The sequence below is a fragment of the Hymenobacter sp. BT559 genome, assembly GCF_016427535.1.
GTDB lineage: Bacteria > Bacteroidota > Bacteroidia > Cytophagales > Hymenobacteraceae > Hymenobacter.
This window is the reverse complement of sequence record NZ_JAELXV010000001.1, coordinates 695,869-717,369: the sequence shown is the minus strand read 5'-3', so window position 1 is coordinate 717,369 and position 21,501 is coordinate 695,869. Positions and strand designations below refer to the sequence as shown.

Below are 21,501 nucleotides of genomic sequence, written 5' to 3'. Positions count from 1 at the left end.
CAACGCTCAGCAATAGCATACTGATTATGAAAGCGCAACAGAAGCAAATCGGCGCGCCGATGAACCGGGTGGATGGCCACTTGAAGGTGACCGGCGCGGCCAAGTACTCGGCCGAGTACGAGCTGCCGGGCCTAGCCTACGCCGTGCTGGTGGGCAGCACCATCACCAAGGGCCGCCTCACGAGCATCGACGCCAAGGCCGCCGAGCGCGCGCCGGGCGTGCTGGCGGTAATTACGCACTACAACTCGCCTAAGGTGCCGGGCTACGACACGGCCGGCAAAGACCCCTCGCAGCCAGCCACGGTGGGCGGGCCCATCAAGCTATTCAACGACGATAAAATCCGCTTCAACGACCAGCCCATCGCCGTGGTGGTGGCCGACACCCTGGAGCGCGCCCGCTACGCCGCCCGGCTTGTGAAGGCGCAGTACGCCAAAGAGGCGCACCAAACCAACCTAGAGGATAATAAGCCGCAGGCTTTTCTGCCTACTTCGGCCAAGAAAAACCCGAAGTCGCCGATGGCTGACTACCAGCGCGGCCAAGCCGATGCTTACAAGACGGGCGCTATCAAAATAGAGGGTGAGTACGTGATTCCGACCGAGGTGCACCACCCGATGGAGCTGCAGTCCATCACGGCGCACTGGGAGGCGCCCGACCGCCTCACCCTCTACGACAAGACACAGGGCACCCTAGCCACCCGCCGTGACTTTGCCAAGGAGTGGGGCCTGCCCGAGGCCAACGTGAAGGTCATTGCCACTTTCGTGGGCGGGGCCTTCGGCAACGCGCTGCACAGCTGGCCGCACGAGTCGGCAGCCATCATCGCCGCTAAGGTGGTAAACCGCCCGGTGAAGCTGATGCTGACCCGCGAGCAGATGTTTACGATGGTGGGCTACCGCCCCTACACCTGGCAGAAGCTCGGCATGAGCGCCACGCCCGATGGTAAAATCACGGCCATCACGCACGAGAGCATCGGACAAACTTCTACCTACGAGGAGTTTACCGAATCGACCCTGGCCCAAACGCGCATGATGTACGCCTCGCCCAATCTCACGACGCGCTACCGCCTGGCGGCGCTCGACATCGGCTCGCCCATCTGGATGCGCGGCCCTGGCGAGGCCACCGGCGCGTTTGCCCTGGAGTCGGCCATGGACGAAATGGCACACCTACTGAACCTTGACCCGCTGGAGTTTCGCCTGCGCAACTACACCGATACCGACCCCGAGAAGAATCGCCCCTGGAGCACTAAGTTTCTGAAGGAGTGCTACAAGCTGGGTGCCGACCGCATCGGCTGGAATAAGCGCAAGCTGAAGCCCGGCAGCATCCGCGACGGCGAGTGGCTGGTGGGCTACGGCATGGGCGTAGGCACTTTTGGGGCGCACCGCGGCGGGGCGCACGCCAGCGCCCAGCTACGCCCCGATGGCACCGTACTCATGCAATGCGCCACCACCGACATCGGCCCCGGCACCGGTACGGCCATGACCCAGATTGCGGCTGACACCCTAGGTATCGCGCCCGAGAAAATCACGTTTGAACTCGGCCACTCCGACTACCCGCAGGCGGGCACTCAGGGCGGTTCGTCTACAGTGAATAGCGTGGGCCCGGCCGTGCAGCAAGCCTGCTTGGCCCTCAAAGACAAACTCCGTGAGCTGGCCGGCGCCCAAAATCCAGCTTTCGCATCGGCGAAGAAAGACGACGTGGCCCTAGGTGACAAACACCTCTCGCTGAGCAGCAACACGGCCGCCCGCGTGCCCTACGCCGACTTGCTAAAGCAGGCCGGTGCAGCTAGCGTTACGGTCGAGGCCAAGCCCGGCAATGAAGGCCAGCAGTACTCCATGTACTCGTTCTCGGTGCATTTTGCTGAGGTGCGGGTGCACGAGCTGACCGGCGAGGTGCGGGTGAGCAAACTCGTGTCGTGTGCCGACGCGGGCACCATCATTAACGAAAAAACCGCTGCTAACCAGATGAAGGGCGGCGCCGTGGGTGGCATCGGCATGGCCCTGATGGAGCACGCCCGCATCGACGACCGGTTTGGCCGCTACGTCACCAAAGACCTAGCTGACTACCACGTGCCCGTGCACGCCGACGCGCCCAACATCGAAGTAGCCTTCGTAAACCAGCCCGACCTGAAAGTAAACGCCCTAGGTACCAAAGGCATCGGCGAAATCGCGACTATCGGCGTGGCCCCCGCTATCGCCAACGCCGTGTTCAACGCCACCGGCAAGCGCGTACGCGAGCTGCCCATTACGCCTGATAAGCTGGTGTAAGGTTGCGTATGCGTTTGTAACGCAGAGACCCCACCCCCGGCCCCTCCCCTCCGGGAGAGGGGAGCCTGACGACTGCTTAACGTTCAATGACGTTTGCTTTCGGTCGGCTCCCCTCTCCCGGAGGGGAGGGGCTGGGGGTGGGGTCTTCGCGTTAGGAATCCGCCTTAGGTGCCAGCAGGGCATCGGCTTCCAGCAGCAGCGCAGCGCTAAGGAGCAGGTCGTGCAGCCAATGCAGTTCTTCTAGCGAAAACAGAAAGACCACATCAGAAGTGGGGCCGGGGATGCTGAGGCAACGTTCCTCGGCATCCACGATGTGCGGGGCGTTGTAGGTACACAGTTCGGCCACGATGCCACGCCACTGGCGCAGCTCGTGCGGCAGCAGGCGCAGGCCCACGTTGCCAAAATACAGGTGCAGGCAGCATCCGCCGGGGCACTGCGCAATGCCCCCTAGGGGATTATGATGAAGGCAACGCGACATAGCTATTTAATTAGTAATGAGTAATTATCAATTAGCATTGAGCGGTCATCGCCTCGTCTGCTAACTGCTCACTGATAATCGATTATAGTGCGGCTACCAATGCGCGCCATGACTCTTGCTCCGGGATGCCGGGCTTGCGCTTGCCAAACAGCAGCAAGATGTTATTACCTTGCGCATCAAACAGTTCTAGCGAAGTCACGATACCATCGGCGGTGGGCTTTTGCACCACCCAGCTTTGGGCCACGTCTTCGAGCTTGAGGTGTAAGTTGAAGTCGGGGTCGAGCACATTGAGCCAGGGGCCGGTGGGCACGATGCGCTCGACAGGGCCGGTATGAATCTGGATGCAGCCGCGGCTAGACACAAAAATCATGACCTGCTGCGCCTCAGCGGCTGCGGCGCGTAGCGCCCGGTCGATGGTTTGGTTGTCTACCTGGCGCACCAGCTCGGGCGGACCTAGGCGCAGGGCCTGGGTGCGGCTCAGGCCAAACTCGCGCAGCAACCCAAAAAATGCGTGCGTATCCTGCAAGCCGCGCCACGCGGCCTGAAAGCCCGCCACGTCGATACCCGCATCGGCGGCCTCGGCGGTGGGGCTGGGCGTGGGGCCGGTGATGAGGCGAGCGGGCTGGTCGTGGGCGCGGAAGCGGTCGACCAACGCCTCGTAGGCCGCTAGGTCGGTTTCGCCGTCGAGCACATAGATTTTGTGCAGCGCCTCGCCATCGGCAGCGAAGAACTGGAGGCTGTGGCGGCCGTTCTCGCTCACCGCAAAGCCGTGCTGCCAGTGCATCATAAAAAGGCGCAGGTCAATGTCTTCGCCTAGCACCAAGCCCATCGGGCCTTGAAACGACACGCTCAGGTACGGGCCTTTGCGCTCGTGTACCACGCTGTCGTTGCGAGTCAGGGCCATCACGCGGCCTAGGGTCGGCACCTGCTTGAGCAGTTCCTTAAAGTCACCGGCTAAGGCTATTACGGGCGAGTCGGGCTGGCCGTTATTGCGGGTGGCGAGCAGGGCCGCTTCGCTGGTACCTAGGGCACGGGCCGCGTCGCGGATGCGGCTTTTGGGGTTGGCTTGCTGGTAAGCAGTCCAGCGGTCAGCGAGCGTTTCGGGGGCAGTGAGGACGGGCATAAGGAATGTTTATGAATTAAAAGTGATTGTCACAATTAGCTGTCATGCTGACGAAGGAAGCATCTCGCGTGGTGCAGTATTCTCAAATGGTAGTAACAATGCGAGCGAGATGCTTCCTTCGTCAGCATGACACCCGGCTTTTTCTCAGAAAGGCATGCTAACTGTAGGCACAATGAGCGGATGCCCTAGGCTGGGGTGAGCCAGCAATTCTACCTCAATGCCAAAGCCGAGGTGAATGTAATCGGGCGTAAAAACCTGGGCCGGGGCACCGCTCGCTACCACGCGGCCTTGGTGCAGCAGCGCCACTTGGTCGGCGTACTGAGCGGCAAGGTTGAGGTCGTGCAGCACTACTACCACGCCAAAGCCGCGCCGCGCCAGCTGCCGGGCTACCGCCAGCGTTTGGTGCTGGTGGCGCAGGTCGAGGCCCGTCAGTGGCTCATCGAGCAGCAGAAAGCCGCTTTCGGCTTCCCACACCTGAGCCAGCACCCGCGCTAGCTGGGTGCGCTGCTGCTCGCCGCCCGAAAGTGTGGGATACTCGCGCTCGGCGAGGTGGTGCAGGCCTACCAGGTCGAGCGCGGCCGCCACCACGGCGTGGTCGTGGGCCGTGGGCTGGCCTCCAAAGTGCGGGTAGCGCCCCAGCATCACTAGCTCGCGTACCTGGAAGGCCAGCGCCAGCGTGTGCTGCTGCGTGAGCACCGCCCGGCGGCGGGCCAGCTCGGCGGGCGGCCAGTCGCTCAGCCCAATGCCGCCGAAGAGCACCTCGCCAGCGCTAGGCTTTAGGTCGCCGCTCAGCATTCGCAGCAGCGTCGACTTACCCGCGCCGTTGGCTCCTACTATAGCCAGCACCTCGCCAGCGCGCGCGCTGAGCGATACACGGTGAAGCAGCGTTTTAGGGCCGACTTGGTAAGTGAGTTCGCGGGCTTCGCACATGGCAATGGTAGTAAGGTTAGCAATCAAACGTAAGCGCCTCCCCCTACCCTAGCCGACGCGATTCACGCATCACTATCCAGAGAAAGACTGGCGCGCCCAGCAAGGCGGTAAGAATGCCGATGGGCAATTCGGCGGGCGCTACGGCCGTGCGGGCCAGCGTATCGGCCAGCAGCAGCACTAGCGCGCCACCTAGGGCCGAAGCCGGGAGGATGAAGCGGTGGTCGGGCCCGGCCAGCCGGCGCAGCACGTGCGGCACCAAGAAGCCCAGGAAACCAATGGTGCCCACCATTGCCACCGAGGCGCCCACGGCCAGGGTAGTCAGCCCGATAATCTGCCACTTGAGGCGGGCCACGGGCAGCCCTAGGTGGGTGGCCTGCTCCTCGCCCAGGGCCAAGAGGTTTAAGGGCTTGCCTAGCCGCGGCAGCCACAGCAACGGCAGGGCCAACAGCGGCGCCAGCGTGCTCAGTGTGTCCCAAGAGGCGCCACCCAGGCTACCCAAGCCCCAGAAGGTGATGCTGCGCAGCTGCGCATCGGTGGCAGCGTAGGTAAAGAGCCCGGTAATGGCCTCGGCCAGCCCATTAGTAGCCACGCCCACCAGCAGCATGGTGCTCACCAGCACCCGCCCACCGCGGCGCGCCACCCGGTACACAAACAGCGTGGTGAGGCAAGCACCCGCAAAGGCTGCCACCGGCAGTAGGTAGCTACCTAGGCCGCCTACGACGCTCACCGTTTTTAGAAGCTTCTCCTCCAATACGATAACCGCCACCGCCGCCAGCGAAGCTCCGGCCGAAATACCCAGCAACGAGGGGTCGGCTAGCGGGTTGCGAAACAAGCCCTGCATGGCCGCGCCCGCCAGGCCCAGGGCTGCGCCCACCAGCACCGCCAGCAGCACCCTAGGCAGCCGAATGGCCCAGATGACAGCCTCTTGCTGCGGTTCGAAGGCCAGGCTGGTGGCCAAATTCAGCTTGTGCAGTAGTATGCCCACCACGGCCGACACTGGCACGCGCAGGGCCCCCGCCCCCGCCCCTAGCAGGGCCGCCAGCACCAGCAGCCCGGCCAGCGCTACCAGCAGTAGGCGGACGCGTTGCTCGCGGGCCGGCCGGGCAGCAGGCGTTTGGGTAGTGGGTATGGGCGGGGCGAGGACGGGCATGGGGGCAAGCGGTGGGACATCGACTAACATGGATGTTTACTGAATTTTCTTGGCTAATTCGCTAGCCACCAGCCCTAGGCGCGGGCCGAAGCCGGTGAGCAGCTGGCCATCCATCTCGACCACGCGGCCGGTGCGGCCGGCGGTGGTTTGGGCGATGCCGGGCACTTGCAGCAGGCCGGTTTTACCGCCTAGGCTGCTCAGGCCACTGTCGAAGAGCAGCAGCACGTCGGGGTTGGCGGCCACCAGCGCTTCGGGCGTCAGGGGCTTGAAGTCGGCGAAGCCCGTAGCCGCGTTTTGGCCGCCGGCCAGCTGAATTATTTTCTCGACTTGCGTACCCTGGCCAGCTACCATCATCGTGCCCGTGCCCCGGGCGTAGATGAAGAGCACCTTGGGTGCCTTGGCCGGCTTGCGCACCTGTACTAGTTGGGCGTCAAGTTTTTTGAGCAGGGCGGGCACCTCGGCGCTGGCCCCGAAGGCAGCGGCTACGTCTTTGATAAGCTGCTTGGTCCCATCCACCGAGTAAGCTTGCTTGAACAGCTCGACGCGCACGCCGGCCGACTTGAGCTGGGCAGCCACCTCAGGCTTGAGCGACTCGGTAGTGCCTACCACGAGCGTGGGGTTTTGGGCCAAGACGCCCTCGGCCGAGATGTTGCGGGTGTGGCCCACCTTGGGTAGTTTGTCGAGGGCGGCGGGATAGGTGCTGGTCACGTCCACGCCCACGAGTTGGCTCTGGCGACCCAAGTCACAGATGATTTCGCTGATGGTGCCACTCAGCGACACAATACGAGGCGCGGGCGCGGCAACGGCACCTAGGGTGCCCAGCAGCATCGTATTCAGGACAAGCAGTCTGACGGTTAGCCAGGAATTTAAAGCGTTCATAAATAATTCTTAAGTTGAAAAGTAGTGCCAGCGCAGACGGGTCACGCTGCATTGCCTCACCACAAGGCCAATGCTCCCCCAAACCACAGTAGATGTGGCCCGTCTGGCTGGACTTTTGCCTCGCTGCCTGTCAATTGCTAGTGCTGGGCAGGCACAATCTGGTTGAATAATACCTGGCTCTCTTCACAGGAGTAAGCCTGGCCCTAGCAATTGACAGACAGCCTGATGCTTTATTGCAGCGCGGTGCCGCTGGGCTGGTACACGTAGCGGAAGGTGTAGTAGCCCGGGGCGCTGGTGGCGCTGGGTGCGGCCGGCGCATCCTTGTAGTAGTTCTGAATTTCCAGTTTAGCGTACTTGCCCGTGGCGGTGCGCACCACCAGTACTTTGCCCGCTATTGGAGTGATAATGTGCGTGGTAGAGTTATAGTTGTACCAGCCCTGACCCGAACCCGTGGGGATGGCGGGCTTAGCCGCATCCACGGCGTAGCCATCGGTAGGCGCCGCAACTACTTCCGTAAATAGCTTGCTTTGTACCTGCGCGCCGCCCTGGCCGGGGCCGCTGGTGCCGCTGTTGGTCAGGATGGTAGTACCGCGGAAGGCTACGTCCCACTTTGTTGAATTAGAGTCGGTGTAGGCCACCTGCTTGCCATCGGCTAGGCTGAAGAAGGTGTAATGTTTGGCGGCGATGGGCTGGCCGGTACTGCTGGCCGTGCCGGCCGCTGAGAGGCTAGTCACAGTTTGGGACTGGGCGGCGGGGGTCGGCGCTACGGTGTCGTCTTTGTTGCAGGAGGCCAGCGCGAGCATGCCGGCAGCTAGTAGCAGGGCAGGGCGGAAAGAGGTGTACATAAAAAGGAGAGCGTGTAGCGCGGACTTTGCGGTCCGCGAGTGAAAGGATGACGTTTGAAAGTCGCGGACTACAAAGTCCGCGCAACGGGCTTCTTACCCAGCTCGATAGCCACGCTGGCGTAGAGCAGCCGCCCGGCCAGGGTGCTGATGTAGGCCGGGTCGGTGTAGTTAGTCAGGTTGTCGGCGCCGGCTTGCAGGCTCAGGCGGGGCCCTAGGGTCTTGCTGGCGGCCACGTTTAGCAGCAGGTAGCCGCGCACGTACTCATTGGCGGCGTCCAGAATGGTATTGGCATTGCTGTCGGCAAAGCCGTAGCGGCCCCGGTAGATGGCCCGCAGGCTAGCCGTGAAGCCGTGGGCGGGGTTGTCGTAGAAGAGCTTCGCGTTCCAGGAGTGGCGCGAGCGGTTGAAGAGCCCGCCGTAGTCGCCGGGCCGCACGCGCTCGGTTTCGAGCGTGGTGGGGTCGCGCCGAAACACCGTGCCGGCGGCCACAGCATCGACCACGGCCTGGTCTTTAGCCACCAGATACTGGTAGCCCGCCCCTAGGGTAAAGCCGTGCGGCAAACCCAGCGAGTTTTCCAGCTCCAGGCCTTGGGTGTAGGCGCGGGTCACGTTGCGATAAGAAAATACCGCCTGGCCGTTCTTCTTGAGCGCCACCGTAGTAGTCTCAATGAGGTTCTGCAAATTGTTGCGAAACGCATTGACCGTGAGCCGGTAGCTAAAGTCCTTGTTAGGGAGCTTGGGCTCTAGCAAAAACCCTAGGTTGGTAGCTACCGAGCTTTCGGCCGTGAGGCTGCCGGCCTGCGCCAGCGCCGCCTGGTACACGATGGGCTCGCCGGTGGCGGGGTCGCTGGCGAGCTGGCCTTGCTGAGCCAGCTGGGCTACTTTGGCCTGCACCTGGTGGGTGCCAAACACGCTGTAGCCCACCGTAGGGTTGGAGAAATTGAGGTAGAGCTGCCGGAAATCGGGGGCGCGGTAGCCGCGGCCCACCGAGCCGCGCAGGGCCAGCCACGGCCGCAGTTGATAGCGGGCCGCCAGCTTGGGGCTGAGCTGGCCGGCGTACTGGCTGGGGCCGTCGTAGCGCACGCCGCCCACTAGGTTGAGCTTGGTGAGGGGCGACCAATCGTACTGGGCGTAGCCGTAACCATTAGCCAACTGCTGCTGCTCGTCGTAGCGGGTGGCTTCCACGGTTTGGCGCTGGTAGCCGGCCCCTAGGGTTAGGGTTTGGTTGAGACGTGGGCTGTAGTCGACCTGCACCTCGGGCCGCAAAAAGCTCTGGGTGAAATAGGTAGCATCGTAGTAGCTACCATCGGCGGCGTAGGTGTAGGCCTCCTGGGTATGGTAGCGGCTATAGTAAAGGCGCGCCGTGGCAAAGACCTTGTCGCCGCCGAAGCGGTGCGTAAGCGTAGGATTGAGGCTAAAATCAGTCTGACGGCTGCGTAGGTCTACGTCGGCCGTGGTGCCGGCTTCGCTGGTGATAGGCGCAGTGCTGCGCTGGTTTTCGATGAAATACCGACCTGACAAACTAAACTTGGTCCGCTCGCTTAGGCTGTAAGTAAAGCGGCTCTGGCCGGTGTAGCTGGCAAAGGGCGGTATCGTGGCGGTGCCGCTTTCGGGCTGCAAGGTGTAGCCTGCCGAACTGTAGCGGTTGCCAAACACCGTGAGGCCCGCCCGCTCGCCGCCCGCATTGAAAGTTCCGCTGAGGTCGGTCGTTTGGTTAGTACCGTAGCGAGCGCGCAAGTTGCCGCTGAGGCCTGGCTGCGGCTTCTGGGTGATGATGTTGACCACACCCGCCAGCGCATCGGAGCCCCACAGCGCCGAGGCCGGGCCCTTCACCACCTCCACTCGCTGGATGTTGCCTATGGCTACCCGCGTAAGGTCGAGAGTGCCGGCCGTGCGGCCAATGAGCGGCTCGCCATCCACCAGTATCAGGGTGTATTCCGAGTTCAGGCCTTGCAGCTGAATACCCTGGCCGTGGTCGGCCACCAGGCTCAGGCCGGTTTGCTCGCGCAGTACGTCGCCGAGCCGCAGCGAGCCCATGCTTTTTATCTGCTTCCCCCCTATCACCGACACCGGGATGGCTACATCGGTTAGCGCCTTTTCGGTGCGAGTGGCCGTCACCACTACCTCGCCTAGGTGTTGGCGGCGCAACGTGTCGGCGAGCACCGGCACCCCGGCCTGCTGAGCCAGCGCCCGGCTCGCCAGCAAGGCCAGCGGCGCAACACGAAGAACAGGAGCGGTGAGAGATCGAGCCATTATTTAGACTTGTTCTAAACAGTGGCAAAGGTATTCACGCATCCCATCGACACAAATTTTATTTAGAAAATTTCTAAATAAAATTCAGTTTGTTTATGTAGAACAGCTAAGCAAATTCCTCCTTACCTATTACAAGTCAACAACCTAGGCTGCGCTTACTGCTTAGCTATGCCTCAGCAAGCGTTAGCCAAGCGACTGCACTCTAGCGCTAACCGAGCAACTATAGCTGCTTGGCTGCCGCTCGCCAAGGCAAGCCAAGCGGCTAGCTCAAGTGCTTCAATCAGCCAACGCCAGCCCGAACCTCTACGTTAGCACCTGCATGACGAAAGCCGTTTTCATCGCCACTGCCGAGCCCTACAGCGGTAAGTCGCTGGTTGCCTTAGGGCTCGTAAACATGCTGCTGGGGCAGGCCCGCCGGGTCGGCTATTTCAAGCCCCTCATCGACCACGACCCTACTAAGCAGGTCGACCCGCACCTAGCCACCATCGTCAGCTACTTCAAGCTACAGCTACCGGCCGTAGACACCTACGCCTACACCCGCGCCGAGGCCCTGCGCCTGCTTGAAACCGGCGCCCAGGGCGAGCTGATTGACACGGTTATCCGCAAGTTCAAGCACTGGGAAGAGAGCTGCGACTTTACGGTGGTAGAGGGCAGCGACTTTGTGGGGCCAGGTACAGCGTTTGAGTTCGACGCCAACGTATCGATTGCCAAGAACCTAGGCGTGCCGGTTATCCTGGTGGTCTCGGGCGCGGGCAAGAGCACGGCCCAGGTTGTTAGCACTGCCCTCACCACGCTGCGCAGCTTCGAGAGCCGCGAGGTGCCGGTACTGCAACTGGTGGCCAACCGCATTGCGCCGGCCCAGCTAGCCGATGTAGAAGCGCTGCTGCGCAGCCAGCTACCGGACGAGGTACTGTTGGCCGTCATCCCCGAAGACCCTAATCTGCTGCACCCCACCATGCGCGAGATTCAGGAGGGGCTAGGTGGTAAGCTGCTGTTTGGCGAAGTCGGGCTGAGCAACCAGGTCGATAACTACATTATTGGGGCCATGCAGGTGCCTAACTTCTTGAACTATCTCAAGGAGAATGTCTTAATCGTGACGCCTGGCGACCGGGGCGACATCATTGTGTGCGCTTTGCAGGCCAACCAGTCGGCCAGCTACCCTAGGGTGGCGGGCATCGTGCTCTCGACCGGCTCGGAGCCCGACGAGCCCGTGCGCCGCCTATTAGAAGGTTTGCCCAACGTGGTGCCCATCTTGGTGGTGCCCACCGGCACCTTCGAAACCACAACCCGCGTGGGCGCCATCCGCTCGCGCATCACGCCCGACAACCCGAAGAAGATACAACTGGCTATCAGCACCTTTGAGCGTTACGTAGCGGTGCGCGCCTTGGAGGAAAAACTGGTGAGCTTCCAGCCCGAAGGCCTCACGCCGCACATGTTCCAATACCGGCTCTTGCAGTGGGCCAAGCGCCAGCGCCGCCACATCGTGCTGCCCGAGGGCAACGACGACCGCATCTTGCGGGCGGCGGCCCTGCTACTGCACCAAGATATTGTGGACCTCACCATCCTGGGCGACCCCGACCAGGTGGCGGCTTCAGCTAAGCGCCTAGGTATCAATTTGCCCCTAGGTCACTTGCGGGTCATTGACCCCGTAAAATCGGATTACTACGCCGACTACGTGGCCACCTTTTATGAGCTGCGCAAAAGCAAGGGCGTGAACGAGGACATGGCCCGCGACCTACTGCGCGACGTGTCGTATTTCGGTTCGATGATGGTGTACAAAGGCCACGCCGATGGCATGGTATCGGGGGCGGTGCACACCACGCAGCACACCATCCGGCCGGCGTTGCAGTTCATCAAGACAAAGCCCGGTGTGTCGGTGGTGTCGTCGGTATTCTTCATGTGCCTGCCCGACCGCGTAGCCGTGTTTGGCGACTGCGCCGTGAACCCCAATCCTACCGCCGAGCAGCTAGCCGAAATCGCCATCTCGTCGGCCGAAAGCAGCCTGGCCTTCGGCATCGAGCCTAGAATAGCCATGCTCTCTTATTCGTCGGGCACCTCCGGTGCGGGCGCCGATGTCGAGAAAGTACGCCAAGCCACCGAATTTGTACGCCAGCGCCGCCCCGACCTCAAGGTAGACGGCCCCATCCAGTACGACGCCGCCGTAGACCCGCTAGTGGGCCGCCAAAAGCTGCCCGATTCGGAGGTGGCCGGCCAGGCCAGCGTGCTCATCTTCCCCGACCTCAACACCGGCAACAACACCTACAAAGCCGTGCAGCGCGAAACTGGCGCCTTGGCCATCGGCCCAGTCTTACAAGGCTTGAATAAGCCCGTAAACGACCTCAGCCGCGGCTGTACGGTAGACGACGTGTATAATACAGTAGTAATCACGGCCATTCAGAGCCAACAGGCTTAACAGGACCTTGATGGCGCAGGGCTGCGCCCTGTGCCTATTACTCGCGGGCCTCTGGCCTGCACGGCAGCGAGCACTATTCAGCTTACTTTCGGCGTACCCTAACGTGGCGGGCTAGAGGCCCGCGAATAGATGGCATGGGGCTGCGCCCTATGCCATCTAAGCCTGTAGCAAATTCCACTAGTCACTGCTCTTTCGCTTCACGACCAAGCCCCGGCTATGATACGCTTCTTCACCTTTGTAAGTCTTTTAGCAGTTTCGCTTCCGGCCGTCGCTCAGCACGTGACCAAGGCTACGGTCTTCACCGACGTAGATGGCTCGGTGCTTTCGCGCAAAGCGTACATGAGCAAGCTGCAAACCAACCAGTTCGTAGTGGCTGATGCGCAGATAAGCAATTCCATTATCACGGCTATCTCTCTCCGCCCGGCCCCTGCCCCCGATAGCGTGCGCACGCAGGCCATTTCGCCAGTTCGGACTTACTCGACCCCCGCTCCGACGTTTGCCCTGACGGATATCAAAGGCCAAGCTTATGACCTGGCCGCCCTGCGGGGCAAGGTGGTCGTGGTAAATTTCTGGTTTATCAAATGCGCGCCTTGCCAGCAGGAAATGCCCGCGCTCAAGCAGCTGACCATCGATTATCGCTCGAATCCTAGGGTGGTATTTCTTTCCCTTGCCCGCGAGGATGCGGCTAGACTACAACACTACGTGGCCAGCAAAGGTGATTTTGGTTTTGCCGTGATACCGCTACCTCAAACGCTGGCCGAGAAATTTGGCATTACCGGCTATCCAACAACGACGGTTATCGACCGCAACGGCCGGTTCGTTTATGATAATGAAGGCTACGCCGGTAATCTTACGCGCCTGCGCAAAGCTATTGAGCAGGCTTTGGTCGAATAGCCTAAGTTCTTTCCAACGCTGTCTTCGTCGATTCTTGAATTACATTTTTTAGCAGTGAACATCTTCGTTATTAACTCCGGCAGCAGCTCCATCAAGTACCAGCTTTTCCGCTGGCCCACCGAGCAGCCGGTGTGCAGCGGCTTGGTCGAGCGCGTGGGCTCGGAGCAAGCTACTATTTCGCACAAGGTTTTTGCCGGAGGCGTCCCTACCGAGCAGCGCCTCACCTTACCCCTCCCCGACCACGAGGCGGGCCTGCTCGAAGTAGTGCGCTTACTTACGGATGGCGTTATTCAAGACCCCGGCGACATCGACGTAGTGGGCCACCGGGTGGTGCATGGTGGCGAGTCTTTCAGCCAAGCCACCCCGATAACGCCCGAAGTGAAAGCTGAAATTCAGCGCTTATTTGGGCTGGCGCCGCTGCACAACCCCGCCAACTACCTAGGAATAGCAGTAGCCGAGCGGGTGTTTCCGCGGGCGCGGCAAGTGGCGGTGTTCGACACGGCGTTTCACCAAACTTTGCCCGAAAAAGCGTTTCGCTATGCCCTGCCCACGGCTTTGTATACCGAGCAACGCATTCGGCGCTATGGCTTCCACGGCACCAGCCACCAGTACGTGGCCGCGCAGGCGGCCGCCTACCTAGGGCAGCCCGATGCCAAGCTCATTACTATTCACCTCGGCAATGGGTGCAGCATGGCAGCCGTGCGCGGCGGTCAGTCGCTGGATACCAGTATGGGCTTCAGCCCGTTGGCCGGCCTGGTCATGGGCACCCGCTCAGGCGACGTAGACCCATCCATCCTGCTGCACCTCACGGGGCCGCTGGGCTACTCGCCCGAGCAAGTCAACACGCTCCTCAACAAGGGAAGCGGCATGCTGGGCTTAGCTGGCTCCAATGACATGCGCGACATTAGCCAAGCGCTGGCGGCCGGCGATGCTGCCGCTCAACTGGCTTATGACATCTACGTCTACCGCATCCGCCAGTATATCGGCGCCTACGCTGCCGTACTCAACGGCCTGGATGCCATCATTTTCACGGCCGGCGTGGGCGAGAATGATGCCCTGGTGCGCCAGTTGGTGTGTAAGGATATGGACTTCTTCGGCTTGGCCCTAGATGAGGCCCAAAATCGACAGCGCCAGCCGGGCTTGCGCGACCTCAGCGCACCAGGCTCGCGGGCGAAAATCCTGGTTGTTCCGACTAATGAAGAGTTGGAGATAGCGCAGCAGTGCGCGGCACTGTTTGCATCGGCTTCCTAGGTTGCTCACTGTGCGTGAGACCCCACCCCCGACCCCTCCCCTCCGGGAGAGGGGAGCCTGACGACTGATAACGCCTGCTTGCGCTCGGCTCCCCTCTCCCGGAGGGGAGGGGCCGGGGGTGGGGTCTCAAGGTCGGCGAGTACACCACCTCTAGGTCCACAAAAAAGCGCCCCGCCGGCCTAAGCCAGCAGGGCGCTCTTATAAGCACCTAGGAAGCAAATAACTACGAAACTACCTGCTTCTTATCGTCCTCCTCGGGCTGGCCGCTAAGCACGCCTTTGGCTACTTTCACCACGTTATCCACGGTGAAGCCGAACTCTTTCATCAGGTAATCAGCCGGAGCTGATTCGCCGAAGCGGTTCATGCTGATGCTGGCGCCCTCGTCGGTCACGTACTTGGCCCAACCGATAGGCGAGCCAGCCTCGATGCTTACGCGCTTGCGCACACTGCGAGGCAGTACTTGCTCTTTGTAAGCCTTGTCTTGATGCTCAAATAGCTCCCAAGACGGCATGCTCACTACGCGGGTAGCGGTGCCTTCAGCTTGCAGGACTTTTTGCGCTTCCAAAGCCAGAGGCACTTCCGAGCCAGTGCCGATAAGGATAAGCTCGGGCTTGCCGCCCTGGGCTTCGCTCAGCACGTAGGCGCCTTTTTGCACGTTGCCGGCGGCGGGGGTCAGCACCGACTGGTCGAACGGGAGCCAGCCCTGGCGCGACAAGATGAGGCACACCGGCGACTTGGGCGTGTTCATGGCAATGCGCCAAGCCTCAGTGGTTTCGTTGGCATCGCCGGGGCGCAGCACTACCACGTTAGGCAGAGTGCGCAGGCTCACTACCTGCTCGATGGGCTGGTGCGTGGGGCCGTCTTCGCCCAGGCCGATGCTGTCGTGGGTGAACACGAACGTAGAAGCCGACTCGGCCAGGGCTGTGAGGCGGATGGCACCGCGCATGTAGTCACTGAACGTGAGGAAGGTACCACCGTAGGTGCGTAGGCCAGCGTGGTGGGCAATGCCGTTCATGATGCCGCCCATGGCGTGCTCGCGCACCCCAAACCAGATGTTGCTGCGCTCGTAGTGGTTGGGCTGGAACGAGTCGTCGCCCGACTTATCCATCTCGTTCGACGAAGCCAAGTCGGCCGAGCCGCCGAACATGAAAGGTACGGCTTTCTTGATGGCCGTGAGGGCCTTGCCCGAGGCCTGGCGGGTGGCCAGCTTGCCATCGGCAGGCGTGTACACGGGCAGGTCTTTGTCCCAGCCTTCGGGCAGGTTGCCGTTGAAGGACACGTGGAACTGCTCAGCCTCGGCGGGGAAGCTGGCTTCGTATTCCTTGAAGGTAGCGTCCCACTCCTTTTGCAACTCGGCGCCTTTCTGGCCGGGGCCGCGCAGGTGCTCGTACACTTCGTTGGGCACTACAAACGTGGCCTCGGGGTCCCAGCCAAAGAACTCTTTGGCTTTCTTCACGTTGTCGGGGCCTAGGGGGCTGCCGTGGGCCTTGTTGGTACCAGCCAGCGGCGAGCCAAAGCCGATGATGGTTTTGATGGAGATAATCGACGGCTTGTCTTTTACTTCCTGCGCAGCCTTGATAGCGGCCTCAATCTCGTCGAGGCTGTTGCCGTCTTTCACGTGCGAGGTGTGCCAGCCGTAGGCATCGAAGCGCTTCATCGCGTCTTCGGTATACGCCAGGCTGGTGGGGCCGTCGAGCGAGATGTCGTTGTCGTCGTAGAGGAAGATGAGCTTGCCGAGCTGCAAGTGGCCGGCCAGCGAGGCAGCCTCAGCAGCAATGCCTTCCATCAGGTCGCCGTCGCTCACGATGGCGTAGGTGTAGTGGTCTTGCACGCCCTCAAAGCCGGGCTTGTTGTACATAGCACCTAGGTGTGCCTCAGCCATCGCCATGCCCACACCGTTGGCGAAGCCCTGGCCCAGCGGGCCGGTGGTTACTTCGATGCCGGGGGTCACGTTAGACTCGGGGTGGCCGGGGGTGCGGTGGCCGGGCTGGCGGAAGTTCTTCAACTCCTCCATGGTCAGGTCGTAGCCGTAGAGGTGCAGCAGGCTATAGAGCAGCGCCGAGCCATGGCCAGCCGACAGCACAAAGCGGTCGCGGTTAGGCCACTTGGGGTCTTGGGGGTTGAAGCGCAGGAACTTCGACCACAGCACGTAGGCCATGGGGGCGGCGCCCATGGGCAGGCCGGGGTGGCCAGAATTAGCTTTTTGAACCATGTCCACCGACAGCAGGCGGATAGTGTCAATACTCAGTTGTTCGATGGAAACCGCTGGATTGGGCATGTGGGAGAAAAAAAAGTGGGGAAAGCCAGGTGAATTGGAATACGAATGCAATAGCTCGGGGCGGCCCCTAGGTCGGCACGAGTGGCCGTAAAGGTAGGGCGCCGGGTGCACGCGCCAACCTATCCGGCCGCTTGCGGAATCTTCCCGTATGTAACTAAGGTTCCTGCCTCAATTCTACCTTCAGCTTATCTGAGCTGGGCCGGAACTACGTATTTTGCCGCATGAAATCCTTTTCCCTCCGGCGCGTGCTGGCTATTGGATTTTTATTGCTCCTGACCTTAGTACTAGGGCTAGGCGCGGCGGTGTGGCTATTGGGGCGCGACTACACGGTACGCTACCTGCAGCGCACCGTGCGCGAGCAGCTCACCAAAAACTCGGGCTTGGTGCTGGCGCCCTTCACCGTAGAGCTGTCGCCGTGGAGTGATTTTCCGCACGTTACGGCGTCCCTAGGTCACCTCTCGCTCACGGATACCAGCCACCACCGGGCCGTGCCCGTGCTGCGCGTGGGCCACGCCGACCTGCGCTTGGAGCTGGTAGACTTATGGCACCGCAAGGTGCGCGTGACGCGCCTCGAAATCCACGACGCCGATTTTCAGCAATACGTCGATTCTACAGGCCACAGCTGGGGGCTGCGCGGCAAAAAAGCCCGCCGCCAGGGCGAAGGCAAAGACCCGCTGTTGAATTTCAACCTCGATTCCATTGTGGTGTACAACTTCCACATGGTCACGAAGAACGACTACGCCCATAGCACGTTGGCCGGGCAGGTGCAGCGGGCGCGCCTCACGGGCGGCATCCGTCAGGGTGCGTTGCGGCTGAGCGGCGTACTCGATGGCTACCTAGAGCAGCTGGCTAACCGCTCGGGCACGCTGCTAGCCCACGAGCCAGTGCGCGCCTGGCTCAACTACCGCTACGCTTTCAAGGCCCGGCGCGGCGAGTTTTGGCGCACCCGCGCCACTCTCAACGGCGACACTATCCGCATTGGCGGCACGCACACCGTGGCCGCCGACCAGCCTACCGGCACCATGCTGCACTTGCAGTTTGCGGGCACCCAGCCGCTGGTGGCGGTGCTGCACGCAGCCCTGCCGCCGCGCCTGCGGCCCTACCTAGCCGGGGCTACCAGCCCCAGCCACGCCCGCATCGTGTACAGCATTTCGGGGCTGAGCGGGCCCACTGTGCGCCCTCACACGGTCCTTGCCTTTGGCCTGCGAAATGCTAGCCTAGTCTGGGACTCGACGCGCCGCATCAACCGCTGGGACTTGCAGGGTACCTACGACAACGGGCCGGCCCACAACCTGCGCACTGCCAGCGTGCAGCTCGACCAGTGCCGCATCTACTCACCCGTGGGCCAGCTCAACGCCAGCTTTGTATTACGCAATTTTTTGCGCCCCTACGTAGAGGGCCACCTGAGCGGGCGCACCGAACTGCCCGAGCTGGCCACCGTCATCTCGCCCGGCCTGTGGCGAGCTAAAGATGGCATTGCCGACCTCGACGTGCAGCTCCGCGGCCTGATACCGCCCCTAGGTGACCAAATGCTGGCTCGCACCCAAAAAAGCCTTTCGGTGCACGGCAACATCGAGCTGCGCGGCGCCACCTTTAGCTTACCGGCCCGCCGCATTGCTCTCTCAGATGTCAACGTGCACATCGGGCTGCGCGACAGCCTGTGGCGCCTCACCAACGCCTCGGGCAGGTTTGATGGCATGCGCTTTAAGGCCGCCGCTACTACCACGTATTTGCTTACCTACCTCACCGGGCAGCACCCTAGGACGGAAATTACCGGTCAGTTCGAGGTAGATGAGCTGCACATCGACCGCCTCCGGGCCTTGGGTAATGTCCCCACCCAGCGCGTGCTAGCCAATGCCAACGCTAGGCGCCGCGGCAAGGTCCGCCAGCACCGCAATGCCCGCCGCCTAGCCATGACCATGGGCAGCCACTTGCTGCCCGACGAGGTGCGCCTGAACGTAGACCTGCGCTGCGGCCGCTTAGTGCTGGGGCCTGATACTTTGCGCAACCTAGCCGTGAACCTGCGCCACAATGGCGAGGAAGTGCACCTGTCGCGCATTGAGGCCAACGTATGGGGTGGGCGCCTTTTTGGCCAAGCCAGCTGGCCCACCGACACTGCCAATTATGTGGCGCCCGTTACCTTCCAGCTCGGGATGCGGTTTGCCAGCATCAATTATCACAAACTGATTACCCGGCTTTCGCGCCCGCCGGGCGCGGTGGCACTGCGACGGCGAGCGGCCCTGGCGGCTCGCAAGGCCGATGACCCCGCCCCCACCCCGGCGCTACGCGAGTTGCTGCTGGCCGCCGATGGCTCATTCACTTGGGACATTGGCCAGTTGGTACTGCCCGTAGGTGAGCCCCTGCGCGACTTGCACCTGCGCTTCGAGAAAGAAGACTCGTTGCTACGCATGCCCTACCTGCGCTTTGTAGCGCCGCAGGGCGGCGTGGGGCGCGCTTCAGCAGCGGCGCTTGTCTCGGGCATTCACCTCACGGCTGCTACGGCCGATGTTGACCTGCGCTATTCCTCGCTAGATGTGCAGCAGCTGCTACGCATGCTGGCTAGCCTCAAGCCGCCGCGCGACACCACTCATTTTCAGCCCCGCTCTATGGTGAAGGCCGCTCGCCGAGCGCGCCGCATGGCGCGCCTGCGCGCTCGCAACCGGCCCGCCAGCGCGCCTTCGCCGGCCGGGGCGCTGCTGGCCAGCGGTGGCCTCACGGCGGTGCTGCGCGTGCAGGCCGACCGTGTGCACTACAACTCTATTGAGGGGGGTAAATTCCAGCTGGTATCGCACCTTAGTCCCGGCGAAGCCCGCGTAGACGAGTGCTCGCTCGATGCCTTCGATGGGCACATTTCACTGCATGGGCTGCTACACACCAATGGCGGCCGCCAGCACCACCCCTTGCGCGTGCAGGCCCTGCTCGAGGACATCAAACTGCCTGACTTGTTTGCCACGGCCAGCAGCGCCATGCGCTTTCAGGTGCTTACCGAAGACAATATCAAGGGCACACTGCGCTGCGCCGCCGTGCTGCATACCGACCTCGATTCGACGTTCTTACCCGTGCGAGCCAACACCTACGGCTATCTCAAGGCCGATTTGCGCGACTTAGAACTGCTAAATGTAGAGGCGCTGGAGCAGTCTTTCAAGCTTGTGAAGAAGGAGCGCACGGCCCACTTGTTTTTCGAGCCAGTTAGCACCGAGTTTATTCTCAACGGCGGGCAGTTGCTCATTCCGAGCCTGCACCTGAACAGCAACTTAACCGAGCTCGAAGTAAGCGGCCGCTACAACCTCGACGGCCGCGCCAACCTCTACGTGGGTATGAACCCGCTCAACGTGCTATTTGGCAACAACAAGCGCCGCATCGAACGCATCCAGAACGGCGAGCCCATGCGCCCGCGCACACCCCGCCTCACCTACGTAAACCTGCGCCGCGATGTGCCTGGTACCAAGTACCAAGTCAAGCTTTTCCAGAAGAAGGAGCAGCAGCAGCAGCAGTCAGCACTGCGCCAGCAGTCGCGCCAACTGCTGCTCACCCAGCGCCTTGACACTACCATGCGCTTGCTGCCGCGCAACCGCCTCAGCGGGGCTGCCGGCACCCCCGCCGGGCTACCAATGCCCTAGACCCCAGCCCCAGCCCCTCTCCCGGAGGGGAGGGGCTGGGGTCCTATGAACAGCTGAGCTACGCCAGAATCGCGTCGATACGCGCTAGCTCTTCGCTACTAAACTGATGATTAGCCACGGCGCCTACGGCGTCGGTCACTTGCTGCGGCTTGCTAGCTCCGATGATGACCGAGGTCATGCGTGGGTCTTTGAGCACCCAGGCTACTGCCATTTGGGCCAGCGACTGACCGCGCTGCTGAGCCAGTTCATTGAGCTGACGGGCTTTAGCGATGTTCTCGGGGTTAAGCTGACTTTCCTCGATAGCACCATTACCTAGGCGGCGCGCGGCGCGCGAGTCGGCCGGCACACCTTGTAAGTACTTATCAGTGAGCACACCCTGTGCTAAGGACGAGAAGGCAATGCAGCCTACACCTTCGTCGGCCAGCGCGTCGAGCAGGCCTTCTTCGGGCGTGCGCACCAGCAGCGAGTACTTAGGCTGATGGATGACGCAGGGCGTACCTAGGTCGCGCAGAATGGCGCAGGCGCGGCGGGTCTCGTCGGGCGAGTAGCTGCTCAGGCCCACATACAGAGCCTTGCCCTGGCGCACCAGCGCGTCGAGGGCGCCCATGCTTTCTTCGAGCGGTGTTTCGGGGTCGGGTCGGTGGTGGTAGTAAATGTCCACGTAGTCGAGGCCCATGCGGCGCAGGCTCTGGTCGAGGCTGGCCATTAGGTACTTGCGCGAGCCGCCATCGCCGTAGGGGCCGGGCCACATGCCGTAGCCAGCCTTGGTCGAGATGATAAGCTCGTCGCGGTGCGCCCGGAAGTCATCCTTATACAAGCGGCTAAACGTTTCTTCGGCGGCCCCGGCGGGCGGGCCGTAGTTATTGGCTAGGTCGAAGTGCGTGATGCCCGCGTCGAAGGCCGTACGCAAGATGGCGCGGCAGTTACCGAGGGCGTCTACTTCGCCGAAGTTTTGCCACAGGCCCACCGAAATGGCGGGTAGCTGCAAGCCGCTGCGGCCGCTGCGGCGGTATTCCATTGTTTCGTAGCGGGCGGGGTTGGGGACGTAAGACATGGAAACGAGTGTGAGGGTGACCTAGGGCCTCTGAAAGCGGCAGCTATCATAGCTACCGCCCCTACAGCGCCCT

The 21,501-nt window shown here is 62.0% G+C and carries 14 protein-coding genes; 5 read left to right on the top strand and 9 right to left on the bottom strand.

Features of this window, described 5'->3' with window-relative positions:
- Positions 1-26: 26 nt before the first annotated feature.
- Complete coding sequence (locus tag JAO77_RS02970; protein ID WP_198988780.1) at positions 27-2,261, top strand: xanthine dehydrogenase family protein molybdopterin-binding subunit; 2,235 nt, start codon at positions 27-29, stop codon at positions 2,259-2,261.
- Positions 2,262-2,412: 151 nt separating this feature from the next.
- On the opposite strand, the gene JAO77_RS02965 is transcribed toward JAO77_RS02970, so the two are convergent.
- From JAO77_RS02965 to JAO77_RS02935, 7 genes are all read right to left on the bottom strand, one after another.
- Positions 2,413-2,739: a hypothetical protein gene (locus tag JAO77_RS02965; RefSeq protein WP_198988779.1), complete on the bottom strand. Its 327-nt coding sequence runs from the start codon at positions 2,737-2,739 to the stop codon at positions 2,413-2,415.
- An 82-nt stretch (positions 2,740-2,821) separates the two neighbouring features.
- The gene (locus JAO77_RS02960) at positions 2,822-3,862 is read right to left on the bottom strand and encodes a hemin-degrading factor (protein ID WP_198988778.1); all 1,041 of its coding nucleotides are present in this window, start codon (positions 3,860-3,862) and stop codon (positions 2,822-2,824) included.
- 144 nt (positions 3,863-4,006) lie between these two features.
- Complete coding sequence (locus JAO77_RS02955) at positions 4,007-4,819, bottom strand: heme ABC transporter ATP-binding protein (RefSeq protein WP_235998187.1); 813 nt, start codon at positions 4,817-4,819, stop codon at positions 4,007-4,009.
- 16 nt (positions 4,820-4,835) lie between these two features.
- Complete coding sequence (locus JAO77_RS02950; RefSeq protein ID WP_198988777.1) at positions 4,836-5,942, bottom strand: FecCD family ABC transporter permease; 1,107 nt, start codon at positions 5,940-5,942, stop codon at positions 4,836-4,838.
- 36 nt (positions 5,943-5,978) lie between these two features.
- Entirely contained in the window at positions 5,979-6,821 is an 843-nt protein-coding gene (locus JAO77_RS02945) for a heme/hemin ABC transporter substrate-binding protein (RefSeq protein WP_198988776.1), read from the bottom strand.
- Between the two features lie 230 nt (positions 6,822-7,051).
- Positions 7,052-7,666, bottom strand: coding sequence for an HmuY family protein (locus JAO77_RS02940; RefSeq protein ID WP_198988775.1), 615 nt, complete (start codon positions 7,664-7,666; stop codon positions 7,052-7,054).
- A 68-nt stretch (positions 7,667-7,734) separates the two neighbouring features.
- Positions 7,735-9,918, bottom strand: coding sequence for a TonB-dependent receptor plug domain-containing protein (locus tag JAO77_RS02935; RefSeq protein ID WP_198988774.1), 2,184 nt, complete (start codon positions 9,916-9,918; stop codon positions 7,735-7,737).
- Between the two features lie 319 nt (positions 9,919-10,237).
- Here JAO77_RS02935 and pta point away from each other — a divergent pair, with 319 nt between their 5' ends.
- The 3 genes from pta to JAO77_RS02920 all read left to right on the top strand — a co-directional run bounded on the left by pta (position 10,238) and on the right by JAO77_RS02920 (position 14,476).
- Positions 10,238-12,331 (top strand): phosphate acetyltransferase, encoded by a 2,094-nt coding sequence (pta, locus tag JAO77_RS02930; protein ID WP_198988773.1) that lies wholly within the window; start codon positions 10,238-10,240, stop codon positions 12,329-12,331.
- 216 nt (positions 12,332-12,547) lie between these two features.
- Positions 12,548-13,225, top strand: coding sequence for a TlpA family protein disulfide reductase (locus tag JAO77_RS02925; RefSeq protein ID WP_198988772.1), 678 nt, complete (start codon positions 12,548-12,550; stop codon positions 13,223-13,225).
- 54 nt (positions 13,226-13,279) lie between these two features.
- Positions 13,280-14,476 (top strand): acetate/propionate family kinase, encoded by a 1,197-nt coding sequence (locus JAO77_RS02920; protein ID WP_198988771.1) that lies wholly within the window; start codon positions 13,280-13,282, stop codon positions 14,474-14,476.
- A 223-nt stretch (positions 14,477-14,699) separates the two neighbouring features.
- Here the strand turns inward: JAO77_RS02920 and tkt are convergent, their stop codons facing one another.
- Complete coding sequence (tkt, locus tag JAO77_RS02915; RefSeq protein WP_198988770.1) at positions 14,700-16,754, bottom strand: transketolase; 2,055 nt, start codon at positions 16,752-16,754, stop codon at positions 14,700-14,702.
- A gap of 221 nt (positions 16,755-16,975) precedes the next feature.
- Between tkt and JAO77_RS02910 the strand changes: the two genes are divergently transcribed.
- Complete coding sequence (locus JAO77_RS02910) at positions 16,976-20,374, top strand: AsmA-like C-terminal region-containing protein (protein WP_198988769.1); 3,399 nt, start codon at positions 16,976-16,978, stop codon at positions 20,372-20,374.
- 58 nt (positions 20,375-20,432) lie between these two features.
- Here JAO77_RS02910 and mgrA read toward each other — a convergent pair whose 3' ends face one another.
- Complete coding sequence (gene mgrA / locus JAO77_RS02905) at positions 20,433-21,428, bottom strand: L-glyceraldehyde 3-phosphate reductase (protein ID WP_198988768.1); 996 nt, start codon at positions 21,426-21,428, stop codon at positions 20,433-20,435.
- Positions 21,429-21,501 lie beyond the last annotated feature (73 nt).